Origin of the sequence: Oxynema aestuarii AP17 (assembly GCF_012295525.1) — a bacterium.
Lineage (GTDB): Bacteria > Cyanobacteriota > Cyanobacteriia > Cyanobacteriales > Laspinemataceae > Oxynema > Oxynema aestuarii.
Genome location: NZ_CP051167.1, coordinates 5138017 through 5156711, shown reverse-complemented (window position 1 = coordinate 5156711; position 18695 = coordinate 5138017). Strand labels below are relative to the sequence as shown.

Below are 18695 nucleotides of genomic sequence, written 5' to 3'. Positions count from 1 at the left end.
GAGCCGTGCGAGTCCGAGGTCGCCATCGGGAAAACCCGAAGAAGGGCGATCGCCCGGGAGCGTGTAAAATGAGTAGCTCCAGCGATCGCCGCTCTCATCCGACAACGGCCAACCTCCGGCGCATCGTCTTCAACAATGCCAACGGTCAGAGAAAAATTCCTACTACCGAGATTCCAGCAGCGCGATCGAGCCAGAGTCTATAGCGCGGCGATCGATTGCCAAAATCCCTAAATTTGCCTGAATCTCGTTACTTCTACTTCGCTGGTTTCTCCAAACCATGCGGATTTTACTCTAGGATCGTTGCATTCTGTACAATAAGCAGACTGATACCACTGATACTGAGTCACTCCTGAATTCATCCTTACTGGCCTCGACGATCTATCCGTGTAGATCGTCCCAGATGTGGGGGTCGGCCCGTGTCAACCGCCGCTCGCCAGCCATTTTTGGCGGGGGAGTCGCCCGCACGAGCCGCGATTCTACACGATTTTACTCGGTCAACCCCGTTTTGACTCGGAGCTTCCAAATCCATGTATGGTGAATCAGGATGCCTCAGTCCGGGCGAGAGGGCTTGTTCCACTCAGCCTTTTGATTTCTCATCGCGTCTTCCAATTTGTAACCTAGTCCTCATCGGATGTGTCTCCGCAGCAAGGAGGTTTTATGAATTCCTCTTCTAACCAGTTGTCTAATTCTCCGCAACCCCCCGAATCCGACCAGTCCCAACCGCCGATTCCTCCGGCTAAGCCTCCTACTCCTCCGGCGAAACCACCGGAAGCTGAAGCCATACCCTCGGAACCGACTGTAGAAGCGCCGGAAACTGAAGCGCAAGCGCCGGAAACTGCCGTGGAACCGTCGCCCGCCGAAGCCCGAGGGCCGGAAACTGAAGCGCAAGCGCCGGAAACTGCCGTGGAACCGTCGCCCGCCGAAGCCCGAGGGCCGGAAACTGAAGCTGAAAGTAAATCTGACGATTCTAGCGATCGCGCCTCGAACCGGAGCGCTAGCGAAGGGAGTTCTCACAGCGATCTCACAGATTTGCACAAACAGCCGATTCCGCCTCCGAGCGAACCGAAACAATATCGGGCGGTCGGTTTAATTCGCGGTCGCTATCAGCCCTCCGAGGAGCAGTTTACGCGCGGTATTCTCCTGACGAGCGACGGCACCGAGATCGATGCGGTGTTGTTGGGACGGGTGATGAGTTTGGTCAAAAATCACCTGGATTTAGAACAAGAACATCTTTGGGTGGTTTATCCTCGAACCCGCCAAAATACCGACAATCTGCACGCGCAAATTATGGGGGTTTGGGAGCCGGAAAAACTGGCGACCGACAGTCCCGACGAACGGGGCGAAGGAATGGCCACGGAGAGGGCGGAGTCAACCGAGGAGTCCGAGGAGGCGATCGCCCCGGCTCCGACCCTGCAATCCCATCTCGAAGATGGATATTTCTCGATTCGCGGGGAGGTCATTTTTCAATCCCAACCGCATCAGTACATCATCATCAAGATCAGACAAACCGCTCGCAAAGATTCGGAGAAACCGAAGTTCTTTAAATTAAAACTGAAGGGTTTGTTATCCAATCCTAAAGCGGTGGGTCATTTCTGGGACTTGCACGTTCACCGAGTTGGAGAACAGTTGGAAATTGACGGCGGCAACCACATGGGGTTTGTCGGTGCCAAACGCAAAAAACCGTTTTCCGGTCGTCCGCGCGGCAAGGGGCCGGGTCGCCACAGAGGCAATGCGCGCCCGGTGACCAAAGGTGGCAAGCGCGCGGGATCGGCGCCCTCGCCGAGTAAACCGTCTAAGAAAAATCCACCGAGTAAAAGCGAGTAGCAGTTCGCCGTGTCGGGAGTGGGGTGTTGTTGAATGGTGAATGAAGAATTCAAGCGGTCGGATTTCGGGACGTCAGGAGTTCCGGAGATGCGATCGCGGTGCCACGGACTCCCGACAGGCGACTTGGGACTGAATCGAGAGCTTAGTCGAAGGTAATGCGCGATCCCCAAACATTTTGAGGGAGAAACGAACGATCCATCGGAATTGGGGCGGTGGGTTCGGTGAGGGTAAATTCACCGGAATCGATGCGTTGTTTGAGTTCGAGGGCGATTTCGCGCGATCGCCGAATGCTGGAGAGGGGCGCGGTTCGCACGGATTTCCCCTCGATCGAAATGCGCCCGCTTTTGAGTTGGGCGTAGCTGACCAAGCCGAAGGTGGGCCGGATCCGACGGGGGATCGACAAATCGATCACCGGGGCGACCAGATCGCGATCGCGCACTGCACAACAGGCCACGACCTCTTCGTCGAGAACGGGAAGGGGGACGCCGATGCCGATCATTAAAGACGGACCGTAGTTTTTAAAATAACAACCGCGTACCCAACGGCGCGACATTTGCTTGGCGTCGCCGACGACCGCCAAGGTCGCCGCCGGACCGATGGGGGTTTTGTTGGGGAGGCGTTTTTGCAAGGGGAAATGTTGGGTGCCTTCGCCGACGATATAGCCGATACTGCCGCCGAGGAAAATGCGACTCCCGATCCCGATCGTTCTCAATTCCGGGTCGTTGAGTAAGGGGGACAGTTCGCCGCTACAGGCGTAGACGGCATTACCGAGTTGGGGTTGAAGTGGACCGAGATAAGTGTACAGGAGGCGATCGCCGCCGTTGACCCCGACGATAAAATTTTGATAGAGATTGCGCGGGTTAAACAGATAAAACTGGTTGATCGTCTCCCGAGTAATCGTGGTCTCGAACGACGCCCGAGGGTAGCAGTCCGTCACTTGTCCGACGGCCCGCAACGGCAACGCTTTGCCTGCGATCAAATCTTCGATCGCCTGACCGCCGCCGCGTTCGCGGGTTTCTTCCCCTTCGACCCCTTCAACCATTTCGCTGGCGCCGAGATACAGGTCTACGGCGCCCAAACCGGAGTAAACGGGAACCCCATCGACCCAGCAGCGACGAATTTTAATCGGCGGGTCCGTATGGCCGAGATTGAACAGCGCCCCGGACGATTCCATCGGCTCGAACATCCCGGTGGTCACGACGTCTACTTCCCGGGCGACTTCGGCGACGCTGGTTTCTTCCACTCGGGTTTTGACTTCTTCGACGGTCCAGACGACGGCCTGTTTGCGTTCGATTTTGTCATTGATTTCGGCGATCGTTCGCATAGTTGAATGTAGGTTGCAATGTCAGGACAAATCAGCAGTTAAAATGCGATCGTCGTGGGGGATTCGAGCCGAAGGGTTTCTCAACAGGCGATCGCCCCTCAAGACGCGATGCCGAAATCTTTAAAATCAAAAATGCGAAAAATGGTTGTCTTCCCTACGGTAGTCTAGATCGAGTTATTATATCCGAACCTTCGACACAATCGATCTATGACTTCTAGCGTTTCCAGTCCCCCTCGAACCGTGCGTATTGCTTCTCGCAAAAGCCAACTGGCCCTCGTGCAAACCCACTGGGTGCGCGACGAACTGCAAAAACACTATCCAGACATCGCCTTTGAAGTCCACACGATGTCTACCCAAGGGGACAAGATCCTCGATGTGGCCTTGGCGAAAATCGGGGATAAGGGACTGTTTACTAAAGAACTGGAAGTCGGAATGCTCAACGGCGATACCGATATGGCGGTGCATTCCCTCAAAGACTTGCCAACCAATCTCCCCGACGGGTTGATGCTCGGCTGCGTCACCGAGCGAGAAAACCCGGCAGATGCCTTAGTGGTCCACGTCAAACATCGAGACAAGCAGATCGACACCCTACCGGAAGGGGCGGTGGTGGGAACGTCTTCCCTGCGGCGTTTGGCCCAACTGCGCCATCATTTCCCCCATTTGAAGTTTAAAGATATTCGGGGCAATCTCAACACCCGCTTGGCGAAATTGGATGCGGGGGAATACGACGCCCTGATTTTAGCCGTGGCTGGCTTGCAGCGTTTGGGGATGGGCGATCGCGTCCACCAGATCGTCCCCCCGGAAATTTCCCTGCACGCGGTCGGACAAGGGGCGCTCGGGATCGAGTGTCGTACGGAAGACCCGCAAATTCTCAATTTAATTAAAGCGCTCGAACACCGGGAAACGGCTCGACGCTGTGATGCGGAACGGGCGTTCTTGCGCGAACTCGAAGGGGGCTGTCAGGTACCGATCGGCGTCAATACGGCGATCGCCGACGGTCAGTTAACCTTAACGGGAATGGTCGCCAGTCTCGACGGTCAAACCTTGGTCAAGGATACGGTGGTCGGTCCGGCGGACGCGGCGGCAGCGTTGGGGGTGGAGTTAGCCCAAAAACTGCGCGAACGAGGCGCCGGAGAGATCTTGGCGGAAATCTTCGCTCAGATCGAACGGGATTAACCGGACGGGTGCGGGTCTGCCTTCGGTAACAGACCCGCACGTTGCACTCTTTAGCCGACCGGGCGAAGATGTGCGGGTGGAGGTGGCGATCGCTGGAATACAAGGGGTACGGGCGATCGCGCCCCCCGATATTCGCGTTCCAATCGCAAGCGAGCAAGGTTATGACTCAAACGAACGATGCATTTGCCCGAGCCCTCCAGTTCACTTTGAAGTGGGAAGGCGGGGTCGGACACCCGCAAGATCCCGCCGGGGCCGTCAACCGAGGCATCAGTCAAGCCACCTACGACACTTACCGCCAGCATAAGAAGTTACCCCCGCAACGGGTCTCCCAACTCACGGAGGCGGAAGTCGAAGAAATCTACTTCCGCTATTACTGGCAACCGTCGAAAGCCGATTCGATGTGTTTGCCGTTGGCGGTGGTCCATTTCGATACGGCGGTCAATTTCGGCTTGCGCGGCAGTGTGGAATTTCTCCAGGAGGCGATCGGCGGTTTGGTCGTCGATGGCGATTTCGGCTCGAAAACCAGCGCCGCTCTCGCCGCTCACAATACGATCGCCACGGCCCGGGAATACGTCAAACGCCGGATCGACTACCGCCACCAGCGCGTTAAAGCCAATCCCAGCCAACAGGTGTTTCTCGACGGTTGGCTGCGACGGGATAAGGCCCTGTCGAAGTATATCGAGGATTTGGAAAATCCCGGCAAGGGCGATCGCGAGGACGCGGCGATCGTGGCGCGCTTGGAGCAGGCAATCGGCTTGCTCGAAGAAATCGTCGCCGAGTTGAAGGGGCGATCGTAAGGGGGGCGATCGTCAACACTCTCCCGGTGGCGCTAGCGTGTTGCCAAATGCTCATATCCTTCCCCCGGAAGGTACAGTCGGATCCCGCATCCGGGTATGATGGCGGTACTGACCATTTCAGGGAACGCAAAGAGCAACATGCGAATATTATTTGTCGCCGCAGAAGCGGCCCCACTGGCTAAAGTCGGGGGAATGGGCGATGTCGTCGGTTCCCTGCCAAAAGTGCTGCGACAAATGGGACATGACGTGCGGATCTTCATGCCCTATTACGGCTTCCTTCCAGACAAAATGAAAATCCCGAGCGAACCGATCTGGAAGGGGTTTGCCATGTTTCAGGACTTTTCTGTCTACGAAACCGTCTTACCCGGGACGGACGTTCCCTTATATCTTTTCGGTCATCCGGCATTTTCACCCCGTCGGATTTACTTCGGGGACGATGAAGACTGGCGCTTTACCCTATTTTCCAACGGTGCGGCGGAATTTGCCTGGAATTACTGGAAACCCAACATCATCCACTGTCACGACTGGCACACGGGGATGATTCCGGTGTGGATGCACCAAGACCCGGATATCGCCACGGTGTTTACGATTCATAACTTAGCCTATCAAGGCCCGGGGCGTTGGCGTTTGGAACAAATGACCTGGTGTCCCTGGTACATGCAAGGGGACAATACGATGGCGGCGGCGGTTCAGTATGCCAATATCGTCAACACGGTTTCGCCGACTTACGCCCAGCAAATTCAAACGGAGTCTTACGGTGAAAACCTGCACGGTTTGCTCTCGTTTATCAGTGGCAAGTTGGTCGGGATTCTCAACGGCATTGACGTAGACTCTTACAATCCGGAAACGGATAAGTATCTCGCCGCCAATTTCAGCGCGACCGATTTGGAGCAACGGGCGGCGAATAAGGTCGCCATTCAAGAAGAAGTCGGCTTAGAAGTTAACAAAAATGCCTTTTTAATCGGTATGGTGACCCGCTTGGTCGAACAAAAGGGCATCGATTTGGTGTTGCAAATTCTCGATCGCTTTATGGCGTACACCGACGCCCAGTTTATTTTATTGGGTACGGGAGAGCGCTATTACGAGACGCAAATGTGGCAACTGGCGGGACGTTATCCGGGACGGATGGCGACGTATTTGTTGTATAATGATTCTCTGGCGCGCCGAATTTATGCCGGAAGCGATGTATTTTTGATGCCGAGTCGCTTCGAGCCGTGCGGTCTGAGTCAAATGATTGCCATGCGTTACGGTTGCGTGCCGATCGTGCGCCGCACGGGAGGGTTGGTCGATACGGTCGGTCACCACGAACCGATGCTCGAAGAGGGAACGGGTTATTGTTTCGATCGCTACGAACCGTTGGATTTGTTCACCTGCTTGATTCGAGCCTGGGAGGGCTTCCGCTACAAGGATGCTTGGCAAAAACTGCAGCAGCGCGGCATGATGTCGGACTTTAGCTGGGAAACTTCGGCGAAGCGGTACGTGGAAATGTACCGTTCGGTTCTGGGGATGTCCGAGTCCGATCCTGCCGATGACGCGGGATAGGCGACGGCGCGACGGTCTCTCTACAGGTCAGCAAAAGGGCAAAAGTTCGATCGCTCGGGCTTTTGCCTTTTTTTCAGTCCGGTTTCACCGTTCGCTGACTTGCGATCGCAAGTACAGTGCGGGGTCTTCGGCGACCCAACCGAGATCGGAGTTGGAACGCACTTCAAAGTGCAGGTGGGGTTCGCCGACGTCGGGACTGCCGCTCGTGCCGACGCTGCCGAGGCGATCGCCGCGTCTCACTTTTTGTCGCAAGCTAATTTCTATACTTTGTAGGTGAGCGTACCGCGTTTGCTTGCCGCCGGGATGGTTGATCACGACTAAGTTGCCGTAAGCGCCGCGATCGCTGGCGTAGGCGACGATGCCTTCTTCTACAGCTAACACCGGGGTTCCCGCGTCTGCCTGCAAGTCGATCCCACTGTGAAACACCACCTTACTGTCCTCTCCGGTCACCCGCCAGCCATAAGCGAGCAAGGTTTCGCCGGGTTCGGGGAGGGGATAGCCATCGAGGGTGGCGTCGGCGTCGGTCGCCGCTTCCGGCAATCCGGTTTCTGGGGAACTCGTCGGCGACCAGTTGACGCCGGGAATGAAGGCGACGGCTTGCGGCGGTTGGCAGCCGTTGACTTCAAACAACACGTCCGCTCTAACATTGTATGCAGAGGCCAATTCGGGCCAGGTTTGTCCCGGGTTGACGTTGACGGTAATGCCGTTGTAGGGCGGGATTTTCAGTTCCATCCCCGGTTGCACTCCACCGCCGCGCAGTTGGGGGTTGAAGCCGATCAACGTCGCCGGAATCAGGTTATATTGTTCGGCGATCGCTTCGAGGCTTTCTCCGGCGGCGACGGTATGGCGTTGGATGCGATCGAGGGCGGGAGCCGGACAGGCGGAGGGGGTCGCCGACTCGCTGGGATTGGCCGCGACGGGGGCGATCGGCCCGGCCAACAGCAGCACGCTCGTGCCTAAAATTAAGCGATGGAATAAACTCATAACAGTAATTTGAAAACCAACAGACTTTGCACTTTGCTGCAAGGATCGGCCCCTTTTGCAGGACGTATTTTGTGAATTTTAACCGATTACAATCATTTATTCCGCTCTTGTCGCGGCTTCTGCTCGCCGCGATCTTTCTCAAGTCCGGGATCGAGAAACTACTCGACCCCACGGCGACCCAAACCTATATGCAAGGCAACGGCGTTCCCGGGATCTTGCTGTGGCCGACGATCGCCGTTCTATTGGCCGGAGGTTTATCGGTCTTGTGCGGTTATCGGGCGAAATGGGGGGCGTTATTGCTCGTCGGCTTTTTAACAATGGGAGCGGGAATTCTCCGATTCTACCGAAGGTGAATCGTGGGATGAAAGCGACTCTTCGGCAAATCAGTGATAATCTTATCATCTGGCTAGATCGGCGATAATGTTCAAGGCGTACAAATACCGCATCTATCCAACCCACGAGCAACAAGCAACTTTAGCCAAGAGCTTTGGTTGCTGTCGTTGGTATTGGAACTATGCGTTAAATTTGTGCCAAGAGACTTATCGAGAGACCGGGAAAGGTCTATCAAGGGGTGATCTTCAGGGATTATTACCTGCCCTCAAAAAGGAACACCCTTGGCTTAAAGAAGGCGTCTATTCCCAATGCTTGCAAGTCGTGGCGTTGAACTTATCGACCGCTTATCGAAACTTCTTTGAGAACCGGGCAAAATTACCCCGATTCAAATCCAAGCAGGGAAGGCAATCTATCAGTTATCCTCAAAATGTTAAGTTTGAGGGAAATTACATCAAACTGCCTAAAGTTGGGTTAGTGCGTTGTCGTCAGCATCGAAGTTTTGAGGGAAAAATCAAAACTGTAACCCTCTCCAAAAATCCAGATGGTAAATATTATGCTTCAGTTTTGGTAGAGGGTAAAAAAGAACCTCCCCTCCTCTCAACTGAAGGAAAAGCCATTGGCATTGATTTAGGGCTGACCGATTTTGCGATTACCAGTGAGGGGTCGAAATATAATAATCCCAAGCATTTTGATAAACACGCGCGAAACCTAAAAAGAAAACAGCAAAAACACGCTCGAAAAAGGAAAGGTAGCAACAACCGCAATAAATCGCGGGTAAAAGTTGCTAAGATTCACGCCAAAATAAGTCGCTGTCGTGAAGATTTTCTCCACAAGCTATCCCGTAAGATAGTGAACGAAAACCAAGTGATTGTGGTCGAATCCCCCCTAACCCCCCTTAATAAGGGGGGAACTAAAGGGGGGATAGGCATGGTTCGCAATCACCAACTCGCCAAAGCGATTAGTGATGTCGGTTGGGGAATGTTTTGTACGATGTTAAAGTACAAGGCTGAATCAGAAGGAAAAGTTTATCTAGAAGTCGATCGATTTTTTCCTTCTTCTAAAACCTGCCATGTATGTCTCAATCAAATCAAAAGCTTGTCTCTTGATGCGAGAAGCTGGACTTGCGAACATTGCCAAACTCGTCATGACAGGGATATCAATGCCGCCATCAATCTCAAAAATGAAGGCTTACGGATATTAGAGTTAGGGACTAGCTCTACTGCCCTTGGAGGGGATGTAAGACGAGGGGGTAGAACTTCAGTTCTATCTAGCGCAGTCCCCAGTGAAGAGGGAAGCCGCTATTGAATCAAAGATTACAATAGCGGTAGTTCACTCCCGACAACCGTGATTTTCCACACAAATTTTAGCGATTCTAGCCAACAAATTCAGTTTTTTAAAAATTTGGGATTGATGGGAGGGTTGCTGATGGTTTGGAGTTACGGGTCGGGACCGTTCAGTGTGGACGATCGCCTCTAAGGTTCGTACTCATTATAACTCCCAAATAAATGAGCGCGAAGGGCGATCGTGGGTTATTCTCCGCCGGGCGATCGTCCGGTTCTCAAATCCGACCGGGACGCTTACATCGAAGACTGCCGTTTTTTGCGAAACATTCCCGTCATTTCAATTCCGGTAATCAATAAGGAAAGTAATCCCATCCCGACGACTAAAACATAAATCGGTCTTAACCGATTTCCTAGAAACGATCCTTGGTGAATATCCATTAATCGATCCGTGATTCCTTCTGGAAGTCCCAACCAACTTTCTCCCAAACAATAGCCAATTCCTGTCATCGCCACTAAGGCTAAGGGGATGAAAAATAGGGGGGCGAGACGGCGGTGAATTTGACGGAAATTGAGAGAGTTAGCAGCTTTTGCGCTTCGATTTCCCCGAAACCATCCGGTCAGGGTCAACCCGGTGGCGATCGCCCCGAGTAATCCCAAACCTACGAATAACACGTAAACGGGGGTGAGGGCATGGCCGAGATATTCGCCTTGATGGACGGCCATGAGCAAATGACCCGCCCTTCTCGGTATTGCCAACCAACTTCTACCGATGCGATAGCCGATTCCAGTTAAAGCACTGAGCAATAAGGGAACAAAAATTATCGGGGCAATGGTTCGGTGGAGTTTGCGAAAAGCTGCTTTATTCATAATTTCAGATTGTTTTAACTCTCTTCGTCGTCTTCGCCGTCATCTTCGTCGTCGAAGTCTTCGTCGTCGGAACCATCATCTTCGTCGTCTTCGCCGTCATCTTCGTCGTCGAAGTCTTCGCCGTCATCTTCGTCGGAACCGTCATCTTCGTCGTCGAAGTCTTCGCCGTCATCTTCGTCGTCGGAACCGTCGTCAGAACTGGCGTAAAGATCGAGATCGGCGGGAGAATAAGCGTTAGCAGACGCGGGCTTAAAGACACTAACGGGTAACAAGAATCCAGCGATCGCCAAACATAAAACAACTAACGAACGCCAAAATCCACGATGATTATTCATCATTTTTGTGCCAATTTAACTCAAAAATTTGTGGGTAGTTCTTAAAATTCTGAGAAGCAAAAAAAGACACGCAAATACCCTGAATCCATAATTACAACGGTTCTCGAGAATTTCTTGAATTGGCGAGATTATAGCTCAAAAAAAAGAACTGGGGAAGAGCGCTCTGTTTTTCCCCAGTCAAGAAGATTGTTTCCCTGTTCGTGACGTTCTCCCGACACTGACCTATGCGCTTCGCCCAGGCTTCGCCAAGGGTACAGCGCGGGCTTCCCACCTCACGGACAGAAGTCCATCTGCCCTGGCGTCTTGGGAAGTTCCTGTTTCATCCGGTCTGGTCTAGGCAACGCCCCCGACCGAACCCGTCCACAGGCATTTTGTTTGACATCCACGACCCGTCCAGCCGCAGATTGGGAGGATTTCGTTTTGAGGGTGCATTTCCGATCCGCCGCACTGTTCACCAGCCGAATTGTATGGCTGTACGTTGGTGTCGGGACAGAAAGCTGCCCCTAGTCTTGGCCATCAAGGGCATTGCTGCCGTGCCAGTTCAAGTTGACCAGATTGGCGAGTCCGTTCCACTCGATCGCCTCGGCTTTCATCCCGACAGCTTCGCGTAGAGTGCGGGGCTTCCCGCCGATTAAGCTAAAACAGATCGAGGGGGAGGCGATCGCCGTTCGATTCAACGTCGGAGAGCGTCGGAAGTGCGGGGGTGGAAGCGGCGAACCCTTCGACAGTATTGGGAAGAAACAGGGACAGATCCTCCGGTGCACTGCCACCAGAGACGGCGGCGAGGTCTGGGAGGCGATCGCCGGGGACGGCAGGGGCGATCTCTATAGCCTCGTTGGCGATCGTGCCGCCCGTGGTCAGGGGGTCGGCGTTGTCGCTGGCGAATTGAGCCGGGTTGGCCGTCGAGCCGATGAGGGGGTCGTTGGCAACTGGGGCGGGAGGACTGGCGGGACGGGGCTGACGATTTTCAAATTGTCCGAAGGCAATAAAGTGGAAAAAGCCACTGTTGAAAGTGCCCCGATTGACGGCTGCGGCGACATCGGGATTATTTTCAAGATAAAAATTACTGTTAAAGTTCGGACTCGGATTGCGTCCTTCGCGAGCTCCGAAGGAGAAGAAATGCTCGAAGCCACTTAGAAACTGCCCGCGATTGACGGCTTCGGCGACATCGGGATTGTTGGCTAAATAGAATTGTTCGCTATAAAAAATGGAAGGATCTCGTCCTTCACGTCCGCCAAATTCTTCAAAATGATCGTCGGCATCGCCGCGAAAGCTTCCGTTACGAATGGCTTCGGCAACATCGGGATAAGTGGTGAGGTAAAACCGGGGTTGGACGAGGCGATCGATAAAGCCGTCGATGCGATCGAAGAAATCGTCGTCGAAGTCATCGTCGTCGAAGTCATCGTCGTCGAAGTCATCGTCAAATAAATTATCGTCAAAGTCGTTTTCAAAAAAATCGTCGTCGTCAAAAAAATCGTCGTCCAATGGTGCAGTTGTGCTGGGGGGAGCGGGGGCGGATGAATTGACAGATGAAGGCGTAAAATTTGGGGATGGAAAGTTGGATTCCGACATTGTTATTTTCTTTTCACTAAAGCTCGATAACGATCCCTCTTTAGGGGAATGGTTTGAGGATATCGAAAAAAGGTAAAGAAATCGGAAAGATGCTACGATCGCTCGACAATCGCGGGAAAGGCTGGCGACTGGCAGGGACAGGCTGGCGACTTCATCGAAAGGGGTCGAAGGTGGAGCGGCGATCGCGGCGCACGGTTTAAAGATGTTGGTTGAGCCGATATCCCAAACCATAGACGGTTTGAATAAAATTAGAAGGTGCGCCTGCGGCTTGCAATTTTTTTCGCAAACTCCTGATGTGAACTTTTACGGTTTCTTCTCCGGGAGGATCTTCAAAAGACCACAATCGATCTAAAATTGCAGGGCGACTAAATAAGCGCCGAGGATGGCGTAACAATAATTCGAGCAAGCTATATTCTTTGGGAGTCAGGGGTAAGGCGACCCCGTTATATTCGCTTTCGCAACGGTTGGGATCGAGTTGTAATAAGCCCCATTTTAGAATGAGGGAAGGGTCGCGATCGCCCCGTCGCAATAAGGCTCGAATGCGGGCGAGTAATTCGGGTAAATCGAAGGGTTTAACGACGTAATCGTCGGCGCCGACGTCTAAACCTAATACTTTATCTCGACTTGTATTTTTGGCGGTCAAGATTAAAATGGGCGTGCTTTTTCCGGCGGCTCTCCAGCGTTGGGTGAGGGTGATGCCATCAATTTTAGGCAACATGACATCCAGCAGGATTAAGTCATAACTAAAAGCACTGGCAAGGCTCCACGCTCTTTCGCCATCCCCGGCTATTTCTACGGTGTAGTAGCGATCGCGTAGGATCGATGCTAAGGTTTCGGCGATGCGATTGTCGTCTTCAACTAACAGGATTTTCATCGGGTGTTTCAAGGCGAACGGTTCGCCACTTGACGGTGTAATTTCCCCGGCGACTCTAACCCCGTTTTTATCTCTTTTTTAGAATAACTGAAATTGGGATCGAGGGTTCGCGATCGCCCCCGAGGCGATCTCTAGGGCTGCCTATCGCTAATTGCAGTACAAAATACTGACAAGATAAGAACAAAAAATAGACAATTTTGACCAGGTTATGTCATTACAGGTGTAGTGAAATTTTTGAAATTGGCTCGGAATGTGGTATTTTATTTTAAACTGCGATACTTGTATCTAAATTACAGCAATTTCCAGGAATTCGGCGATCGCTACAGCGCCGCAAACCCCAGGAATAACGGGCATTGAAGGCGATCGCCCTGCCGAAAACCTCCCTGGCGAAACCGACGGGAAACGCCCCTCTCGCGACACGAGTTTTTTTCCCGGTTTTCAGGGGCGATCGCACGGAGTTTCCCGAACCCCACTCACCTCGAATAAGCTCCTCTGCGATCGGCTGAAGAGGGGTAAAGGGTCACGGTAGACCCGGCCAAGTTGAACTTTTGAGGGGTTCGGGGAGCTATAAGTCCCGCGCTGTATGCGAAGCATCAGCGTCGGGATCCATGGACTCCCCGAGCTGGTCTCATCCCCACCCTGCGGGAAGGGTCAAGCCCTACGATGGGGATGAGACCAGCATTTATCAGCAGCTATAGTCTGTAGTAAATTATAGTCATGCTGACCATGAACTACACCTACCGAATCTATCCAGATGCCTTGCAGCAGACTGAACTGCTGTCGTGGCTTGAGACGTGCAGAGGGGTATATAACTACGCGTTGCGCGAACTCAAAGACTGGATTGCTTCTCGTAAGTGTTCGGTAGACCGATGCTCGTTGGAGAAGGAATACATCATTCCTGCCGATGAGCTATTCCCGTCCTACCACCGTCAGCAAAACAACCTGCCCAAAGCGAAGAAGCAATTCCCGCATCTGGGTAAAGTGCATTCTCAGGTGTTGCAGACCACGATTCGCAGACTGCACGATACCTGGGAAGTATTTCAGAAACGGGGATATGGATTCCCGCGTTTCAAAAAATTCGGTCAATTCAAATCCTTTGTATTTCCCCAGTTCAAGAACAATCCCATCAATGGCTTCACAATCAAGTTGCCAAAGATTGGGGAAGTACCCATCAACCTGCATCCCCCCTTCGCCCCCCTTTCAAAGGGGGGTTGGGGGGATACAGGTAAGGGTCCGGTTCATGGTCGGGCGATTGGGATTAACCTGGGATTGGAGCGATTCTTGACCGCTTCCGATCGCTCTTTCCAAGAGCGACCCCAGTTTTTCAAGTCGATGCAACGCAAGCTGAAATTGCTGCAACGCAGAGCCGCACGAAAACAGAAGGGTTCTCAAAACTATCGTCGTAAAGATTTCCATCTGAAGACGGCTCATCAGCTTTGCGACCGGGCGCAAACTATCTTTGCAGAAGACCTCAACGTCACGGGGTTGACGCGAGGAATGCTGCGAACAGATTGTGTTGATGCCGCCTTCGGACAGTTTCTGTCTCTGACGGAATGGGTTTGTTGGAAGCGTGGGGTCTACTTTGGTAAAGTCAATCCCAACGGCACCAGTCAAACCTGCCCCAACTGCCTTGCTACGGTCAGCAAAGGGTTGGAAGTCAGAGAGCATCATTGTCCTGAGTGTGGGTATCGGACTCATCGCGATACGCCTTCGGCGTCGCTACGCGAACGTGCCGCCGCAGAGATGGTTTTGGATCGTGGACTAGAGAATGTAGGAGCATCGGGGACTCTGGGGAACGGAAACCGCCTGTCAAGTCGGTCTGTCGGGGGTCTATGACCTAGATAGGGTCCGAATACCCAATTGTGAGGTTGGGAAGCCCGCGCTGTAATCTTTGATTCAGCGTCGGGAGGATGTCACAAGCACAGTACGCTTCCCCATTATTTTGTTCTTTGATTGGCGATCGCGCGGGAAAACGCCTGCGAAGCTTTTAGGATCCGAGGCGCTGTTGCAAAATGAATTCGGCGATCGCCAAGTCTACGGGGGTGGTGATTTTGAGGTTTGTTTCTTCCCCGGGGACGATTTTGACGGGCAAACCGTTTTTTTCAAATAAAGCGGCGTCGTCGGTGACTTGCCATCCTTCCCGGCGTCCGCGATCGTGACAGTCTTTAAGGGCGGCAACCTCGAACCCTTGAGGGGTTTGTGCCGCCCACAAGTTACGGCGATCGGGCGTGTCGCGGATCAGCTCGTCGGTCGGATCGACGATTTTAATGGTGTCTTTAACGGGAACGGCGGCGACGATGCCAGAACAGTGACGCAAACTCTCGGCGCAGCGATCGAAGAGGTGAGGGGTAGCCAAGGCACGGGCGCCGTCGTGAATGAGAACCCGTTCGGCACCGTCGGGGAGGGCTTGCAAGCCGTTGTAAACCGATTCTTGGCGGGTGTCTCCCCCAGGAATGAATTCGACGGGTTTGGAGGGGGGTTCGGCGGCTAAAATAGCTTTGAAGTCGGGCCAATCCGTAGGCTGACCGACAATGCCGATCCAAGTAATTTGCTCGGCAGCATTGACCGCTTGTAGGGTCCAGGCGAGGAGCGGTCGGTTGCTCAACTGCAGCAGGAGTTTGTTGCGATCGCTGCCCATCCGTCGCCCCATCCCGGCGGCTGGAATCAATAAATGCACGGCGGTTCCTCTTCAATTTGGCCTTTGCGATTTTAGCCGATTTTGTACGGGAGAATGCTACAGGGGCGCTTGGCCAATGGTTCGGCGTTCTGAGATTTTTGATGGAACAGTGGTAGTTCGTCGGCTTAAATGTTGTACAGTGAAGCTGTTCAGTAAGCTCACTTAACTGAGATGCGAATACTGGCCCTTGTCCCAGGCGGAATTGGCGACCAAATTTTATTCTTTCCGACTTTAGAAGACCTCAAGCGGTCTTACCCCAACGCTCGAATCGATGTCATCGTAGAGCCTCGGGCGAAGGATGCCTATCGAGTGTGTAAGTTCCTCCACGACAAGTCACTCCAGGTCTTGCCCTTTGATTTTGTCGATCGCAATGGCTTGGCAGATTGGGGCAACTTGTTGGGCGTGGTTCGCGATCGCGAGTACGATGCAGTTATATCCCTCGAACGGCGTCCCCTGTTCAAGGTCTTGCTGTGGCTCTCGGGGATTCCCACCCGGGTCGGCTACCGCGATCTGACCTTTGACGACTGGTTTCTCAACGCGGCGGTCGAACGCAAAACCGAGCAGTATCTTCCCCTCGTCAATCACGACCTCTTGCAAGGTTTGGGTCTGAATACCCCCTGTCCCGATCTCTCGGTGACTTTGCTCAAAGAGGATCTCAATTGGGCCGAAGCGGAACAAGACCGACTCGGCGTTAAAAATAGCGGCTACATTCTCGCCTATGGGGGTTCGGGTTCCCTGTGCGAAACCCAGGGCAGTGACGGGATTTACCCGGTCGAACAATGGCAGCAGATCGTCGAGCAAATCCAGCAGCGACAACCCCAACTGCCGATCGTTTGGATCGAAGAACCGGAAAACCCCGAGTTGTCCCAGCAGTTGGCGGGGGCTTGTCCGGGTTTGAAGGTGACCTCGGCTCCCGATCTCGGTAAGTTAGCCGGGATGGTTGCCGCCGCGAACTTGATGCTGTGTACGGATAGCGTTCCCCTGCATTTGGCGGTAGCCTTGCAAACTTACACGATCGCCCTGTTCGGCCCGACGACGGCTAAAAAACGGCTTCCCAGCCCTACAGACCGGGGTTCCGACGCGGAAGTGCGTTTTCTCAGCATTCAATCGCCGACGGGAAAACTGGCGGATATTTCACCAGAAACGGTTTTGGACAAAGTTTGGGGGTCTTGACGGTTCGAGGGCGATCGCCTGTCCCTACCGCCGGAGGACCCTGCGCGCGATCGCTGCGAGTTGTCCGACACCCCCGAAGCGATCGCGAGTTGTCCGTTTGGGGGACAGCTCGCCATCTAGAGGCTTAATACGCCCCTTCTTTACCGAGTACGACTTTAATCGTTTGGAACAAGATTTGAAAGTCCAAAGAGACGGACCAATTTTGAATGTAAGTCATGTCCAAACGAAAGACATCTTCAAAATCGATAATATCCGAACGTCCCGAAACTTGCCACAATCCCGTAATTCCAGGTAAAACTTCGTGACGCATGTGATGGTGTTCGGAAAAGCGTTCGACGTCGCGCAAGGGAAACGGACGCGGACCGACTAAACTCATTTCGCCGATCAACACGTTAATAATTTGGGGCAGTTCGTCGAGACTGTAGCGCCGCAAAAACCGTCCGACTTTAGTAATGCGAGGATCTTCTTTCATTTTGAACATGATCCCGCCTTTCATTTCGTTCATCTCTTCGAGTTGCTTTTGCAAGCGCTCGGCATCGACCACCATCGTCCGAAATTTCCAGACTTTGAATTCCCGTCCTTTGACCCCAATTCGCGTCTGTTTGTAGAAGATCGGACCGGGAGAATCGATTTTAATCGCGAGGGCGATCGCCGTTAAAATCGGGCTGGTCGCCAATAAAATTAAACTGCCCGCGACCAAATCGAATCCGCGTTTGATCCAAAAGTCTCCACCGATAATCGGTGGCGATCTAAATCTCATGGTGGGTAAGCCATTAACCATCTTAATTTCAGACCATTGGATCGGCAATTCCAAACCCATTGGTAGAATTCTTAGATGGATGCCCGCCGTTTTTAGTTCCCAGTAGAGAGAAACCTGCTGTTTGACGGAAAGATGAGAACAAACAAAGACTTCACTAACTTGTTTGAGGCGCAGTTTGTCGATTAAAGAACTCCAATCTTCCTCTTGACGAAGCCCGACGTCTTCAGCATCGCAAATGATATATTGCTTGGTTTTTTGGATTAACTTTTGGGCTTCTTCAATGTCTGGGGCTTGCCCCAGCAAGCTGATTCGCTGCCGGATCGCTCCTTTGTGGCGTAAATTAATAATACTTAGATGAATAATTAAGCGCTCGCTAAATACGAAAAGTAAGTTAAAAATCCACGCGAGTAAAAAGGTGGAGCGAGACGCTACGGCTTCCGGTTCGTAAAGGTAGCCGACAATGAGCAACACGCCTTGAGCTAACGTCAAAGATTTAATCAAACTGAAGAAATCCCGACGGCGGTCGTCGGTTCCGTAAAGCCCGGAGGCCCATAAAATACCGATCGTGATCGCCATAATCGGTAGTAAAAATCCCGGTTTACCGTCTACGTTCCACAGCAGGCTAAAGCCCCCTACTGGCGTTCCCCACAGATCGGCTAAATACCACGCGGCGGCGATGGTCAAGCTATCGACGATCGCCAGTAAGGCAACTCTTAACCAGCCAATCCCCGTCCCGCGACTGAGTTGGGCAATGATCGGAGCGCGTATGTCGAGCTTTTGTTTGTGCATTGTCTTGCCGTATGCACCAAGTAGAGAGGAAACCCCACCTGGTCGTCAATAATTAATGAATTTAAGAGTGTCCGATATAGATGCAACCCACTGTCTAAGACAACTCTCCCCATCCTGACACATAAGGCTCCCCGTTCTGGCCGGAAAGTTAAATTCCAATCCAGCCCTAGTATAGTCCAAGGGAATTTCAGACTCTAGCCCATCGTTAAGCGTTCAAAGCCTAGGAGAATTCCGGGCGATCGTGGCAAGGTCGTTCGGATTGACGGGGTTTGAAACTTGGCGATTGCACCCGGCTAAATCCAGCCTCGCCGACGCCGATCGCGGTCGATCCGTGTCTCTTTAATTGGACAGACGAGGGGATGGTGGTCATTCTGAGACAAGCCAT

19 protein-coding genes are annotated in these 18695 nt (G+C 53.0%); 10 read left to right on the top strand and 9 right to left on the bottom strand.

Going from position 1 to position 18695, the window contains the following annotated elements:
- The first annotated feature begins 5 nt into the window (after positions 1–5).
- A complete protein-coding gene (locus HCG48_RS20620) occupies positions 6–203 on the top strand; it encodes a hypothetical protein (protein ID WP_168570847.1) in 198 nt (65 codons plus the stop codon).
- A gap of 454 nt (positions 204–657) precedes the next feature.
- Positions 658–1824, top strand: coding sequence for a heterocyst master regulator PatR (patR, locus tag HCG48_RS20615; RefSeq protein ID WP_168570846.1), 1167 nt, complete (start codon positions 658–660; stop codon positions 1822–1824).
- Between the two features lie 142 nt (positions 1825–1966).
- Here patR and HCG48_RS20610 read toward each other — a convergent pair whose 3' ends face one another.
- A complete protein-coding gene (locus tag HCG48_RS20610) occupies positions 1967–3148 on the bottom strand; it encodes a homocysteine biosynthesis protein (protein ID WP_168570845.1) in 1182 nt (393 codons plus the stop codon).
- A gap of 207 nt (positions 3149–3355) precedes the next feature.
- Between HCG48_RS20610 and hemC the strand changes: the two genes are divergently transcribed.
- From hemC to glgA, 3 genes are all read left to right on the top strand, one after another.
- Positions 3356–4324 carry a hydroxymethylbilane synthase gene (hemC, locus tag HCG48_RS20605; protein ID WP_168570844.1) on the top strand — a complete coding sequence of 323 codons (969 nt, stop codon included), beginning with the start codon at positions 3356–3358 and terminating at the stop codon, positions 4322–4324.
- Positions 4325–4485: 161 nt separating this feature from the next.
- Positions 4486–5121 (top strand): glycoside hydrolase family 108 protein, encoded by a 636-nt coding sequence (locus tag HCG48_RS20600; protein ID WP_168570843.1) that lies wholly within the window; start codon positions 4486–4488, stop codon positions 5119–5121.
- Between the two features lie 138 nt (positions 5122–5259).
- Positions 5260–6663 carry a glycogen synthase GlgA gene (gene glgA / locus HCG48_RS20595; RefSeq protein ID WP_168570842.1) on the top strand — a complete coding sequence of 468 codons (1404 nt, stop codon included), beginning with the start codon at positions 5260–5262 and terminating at the stop codon, positions 6661–6663.
- An 84-nt stretch (positions 6664–6747) separates the two neighbouring features.
- Here glgA and HCG48_RS20590 read toward each other — a convergent pair whose 3' ends face one another.
- Positions 6748–7647, bottom strand: a complete 900-nt coding sequence (locus tag HCG48_RS20590) for a LysM peptidoglycan-binding domain-containing M23 family metallopeptidase (RefSeq protein WP_168570841.1) — start codon at positions 7645–7647, stop codon at positions 6748–6750.
- A 71-nt stretch (positions 7648–7718) separates the two neighbouring features.
- Between HCG48_RS20590 and HCG48_RS20585 the strand changes: the two genes are divergently transcribed.
- The 3 genes from HCG48_RS20585 (at position 7719) to HCG48_RS20575 (ending at position 9456) form a co-directional block, all read left to right on the top strand.
- Complete coding sequence (locus tag HCG48_RS20585) at positions 7719–8000, top strand: DoxX family protein (RefSeq protein WP_168570840.1); 282 nt, start codon at positions 7719–7721, stop codon at positions 7998–8000.
- A gap of 67 nt (positions 8001–8067) precedes the next feature.
- The gene (locus HCG48_RS20580; RefSeq protein ID WP_168570839.1) at positions 8068–9285 is read left to right on the top strand and encodes an RNA-guided endonuclease InsQ/TnpB family protein; all 1218 of its coding nucleotides are present in this window, start codon (positions 8068–8070) and stop codon (positions 9283–9285) included.
- 39 nt (positions 9286–9324) lie between these two features.
- The gene (locus HCG48_RS20575; RefSeq protein ID WP_246259668.1) at positions 9325–9456 is read left to right on the top strand and encodes a hypothetical protein; all 132 of its coding nucleotides are present in this window, start codon (positions 9325–9327) and stop codon (positions 9454–9456) included.
- Between the two features lie 101 nt (positions 9457–9557).
- Here HCG48_RS20575 and HCG48_RS20570 read toward each other — a convergent pair whose 3' ends face one another.
- From HCG48_RS20570 to HCG48_RS20550, 5 genes are all read right to left on the bottom strand, one after another.
- Entirely contained in the window at positions 9558–10130 is a 573-nt protein-coding gene (locus HCG48_RS20570) for a PepSY domain-containing protein (protein ID WP_168570838.1), read from the bottom strand.
- A 14-nt stretch (positions 10131–10144) separates the two neighbouring features.
- Positions 10145–10468 (bottom strand): hypothetical protein, encoded by a 324-nt coding sequence (locus HCG48_RS25575; protein ID WP_210437095.1) that lies wholly within the window; start codon positions 10466–10468, stop codon positions 10145–10147.
- A gap of 500 nt (positions 10469–10968) precedes the next feature.
- Positions 10969–11142, bottom strand: coding sequence for a hypothetical protein (locus HCG48_RS20560; protein ID WP_168570837.1), 174 nt, complete (start codon positions 11140–11142; stop codon positions 10969–10971).
- Positions 11102–11950 carry a hypothetical protein gene (locus HCG48_RS20555; RefSeq protein WP_168570836.1) on the bottom strand — a complete coding sequence of 283 codons (849 nt, stop codon included), beginning with the start codon at positions 11948–11950 and terminating at the stop codon, positions 11102–11104. Before HCG48_RS20555 ends, HCG48_RS20560 begins: the two co-directional genes overlap by 41 nt.
- Before the next feature lie 283 nt (positions 11951–12233).
- Positions 12234–12911, bottom strand: a complete 678-nt coding sequence (locus tag HCG48_RS20550) for a response regulator transcription factor (protein WP_168570835.1) — start codon at positions 12909–12911, stop codon at positions 12234–12236.
- 717 nt (positions 12912–13628) lie between these two features.
- Between HCG48_RS20550 and HCG48_RS20545 the strand changes: the two genes are divergently transcribed.
- Positions 13629–14747, top strand: coding sequence for an RNA-guided endonuclease InsQ/TnpB family protein (locus HCG48_RS20545; protein WP_210437094.1), 1119 nt, complete (start codon positions 13629–13631; stop codon positions 14745–14747).
- Positions 14748–14898: 151 nt separating this feature from the next.
- Here the strand turns inward: HCG48_RS20545 and ispD are convergent, their stop codons facing one another.
- Entirely contained in the window at positions 14899–15588 is a 690-nt protein-coding gene (gene ispD, locus HCG48_RS20540) for a 2-C-methyl-D-erythritol 4-phosphate cytidylyltransferase (RefSeq protein WP_168570834.1), read from the bottom strand.
- Between the two features lie 171 nt (positions 15589–15759).
- Between ispD and HCG48_RS20535 the strand changes: the two genes are divergently transcribed.
- Positions 15760–16761 (top strand): glycosyltransferase family 9 protein, encoded by a 1002-nt coding sequence (locus tag HCG48_RS20535; protein ID WP_168570833.1) that lies wholly within the window; start codon positions 15760–15762, stop codon positions 16759–16761.
- Between the two features lie 124 nt (positions 16762–16885).
- Here the strand turns inward: HCG48_RS20535 and HCG48_RS20530 are convergent, their stop codons facing one another.
- Positions 16886–18310: a sugar transferase gene (locus tag HCG48_RS20530; RefSeq protein ID WP_168570832.1), complete on the bottom strand. Its 1425-nt coding sequence runs from the start codon at positions 18308–18310 to the stop codon at positions 16886–16888.
- Between the last annotated feature and the right edge of the window lie 385 nt (positions 18311–18695).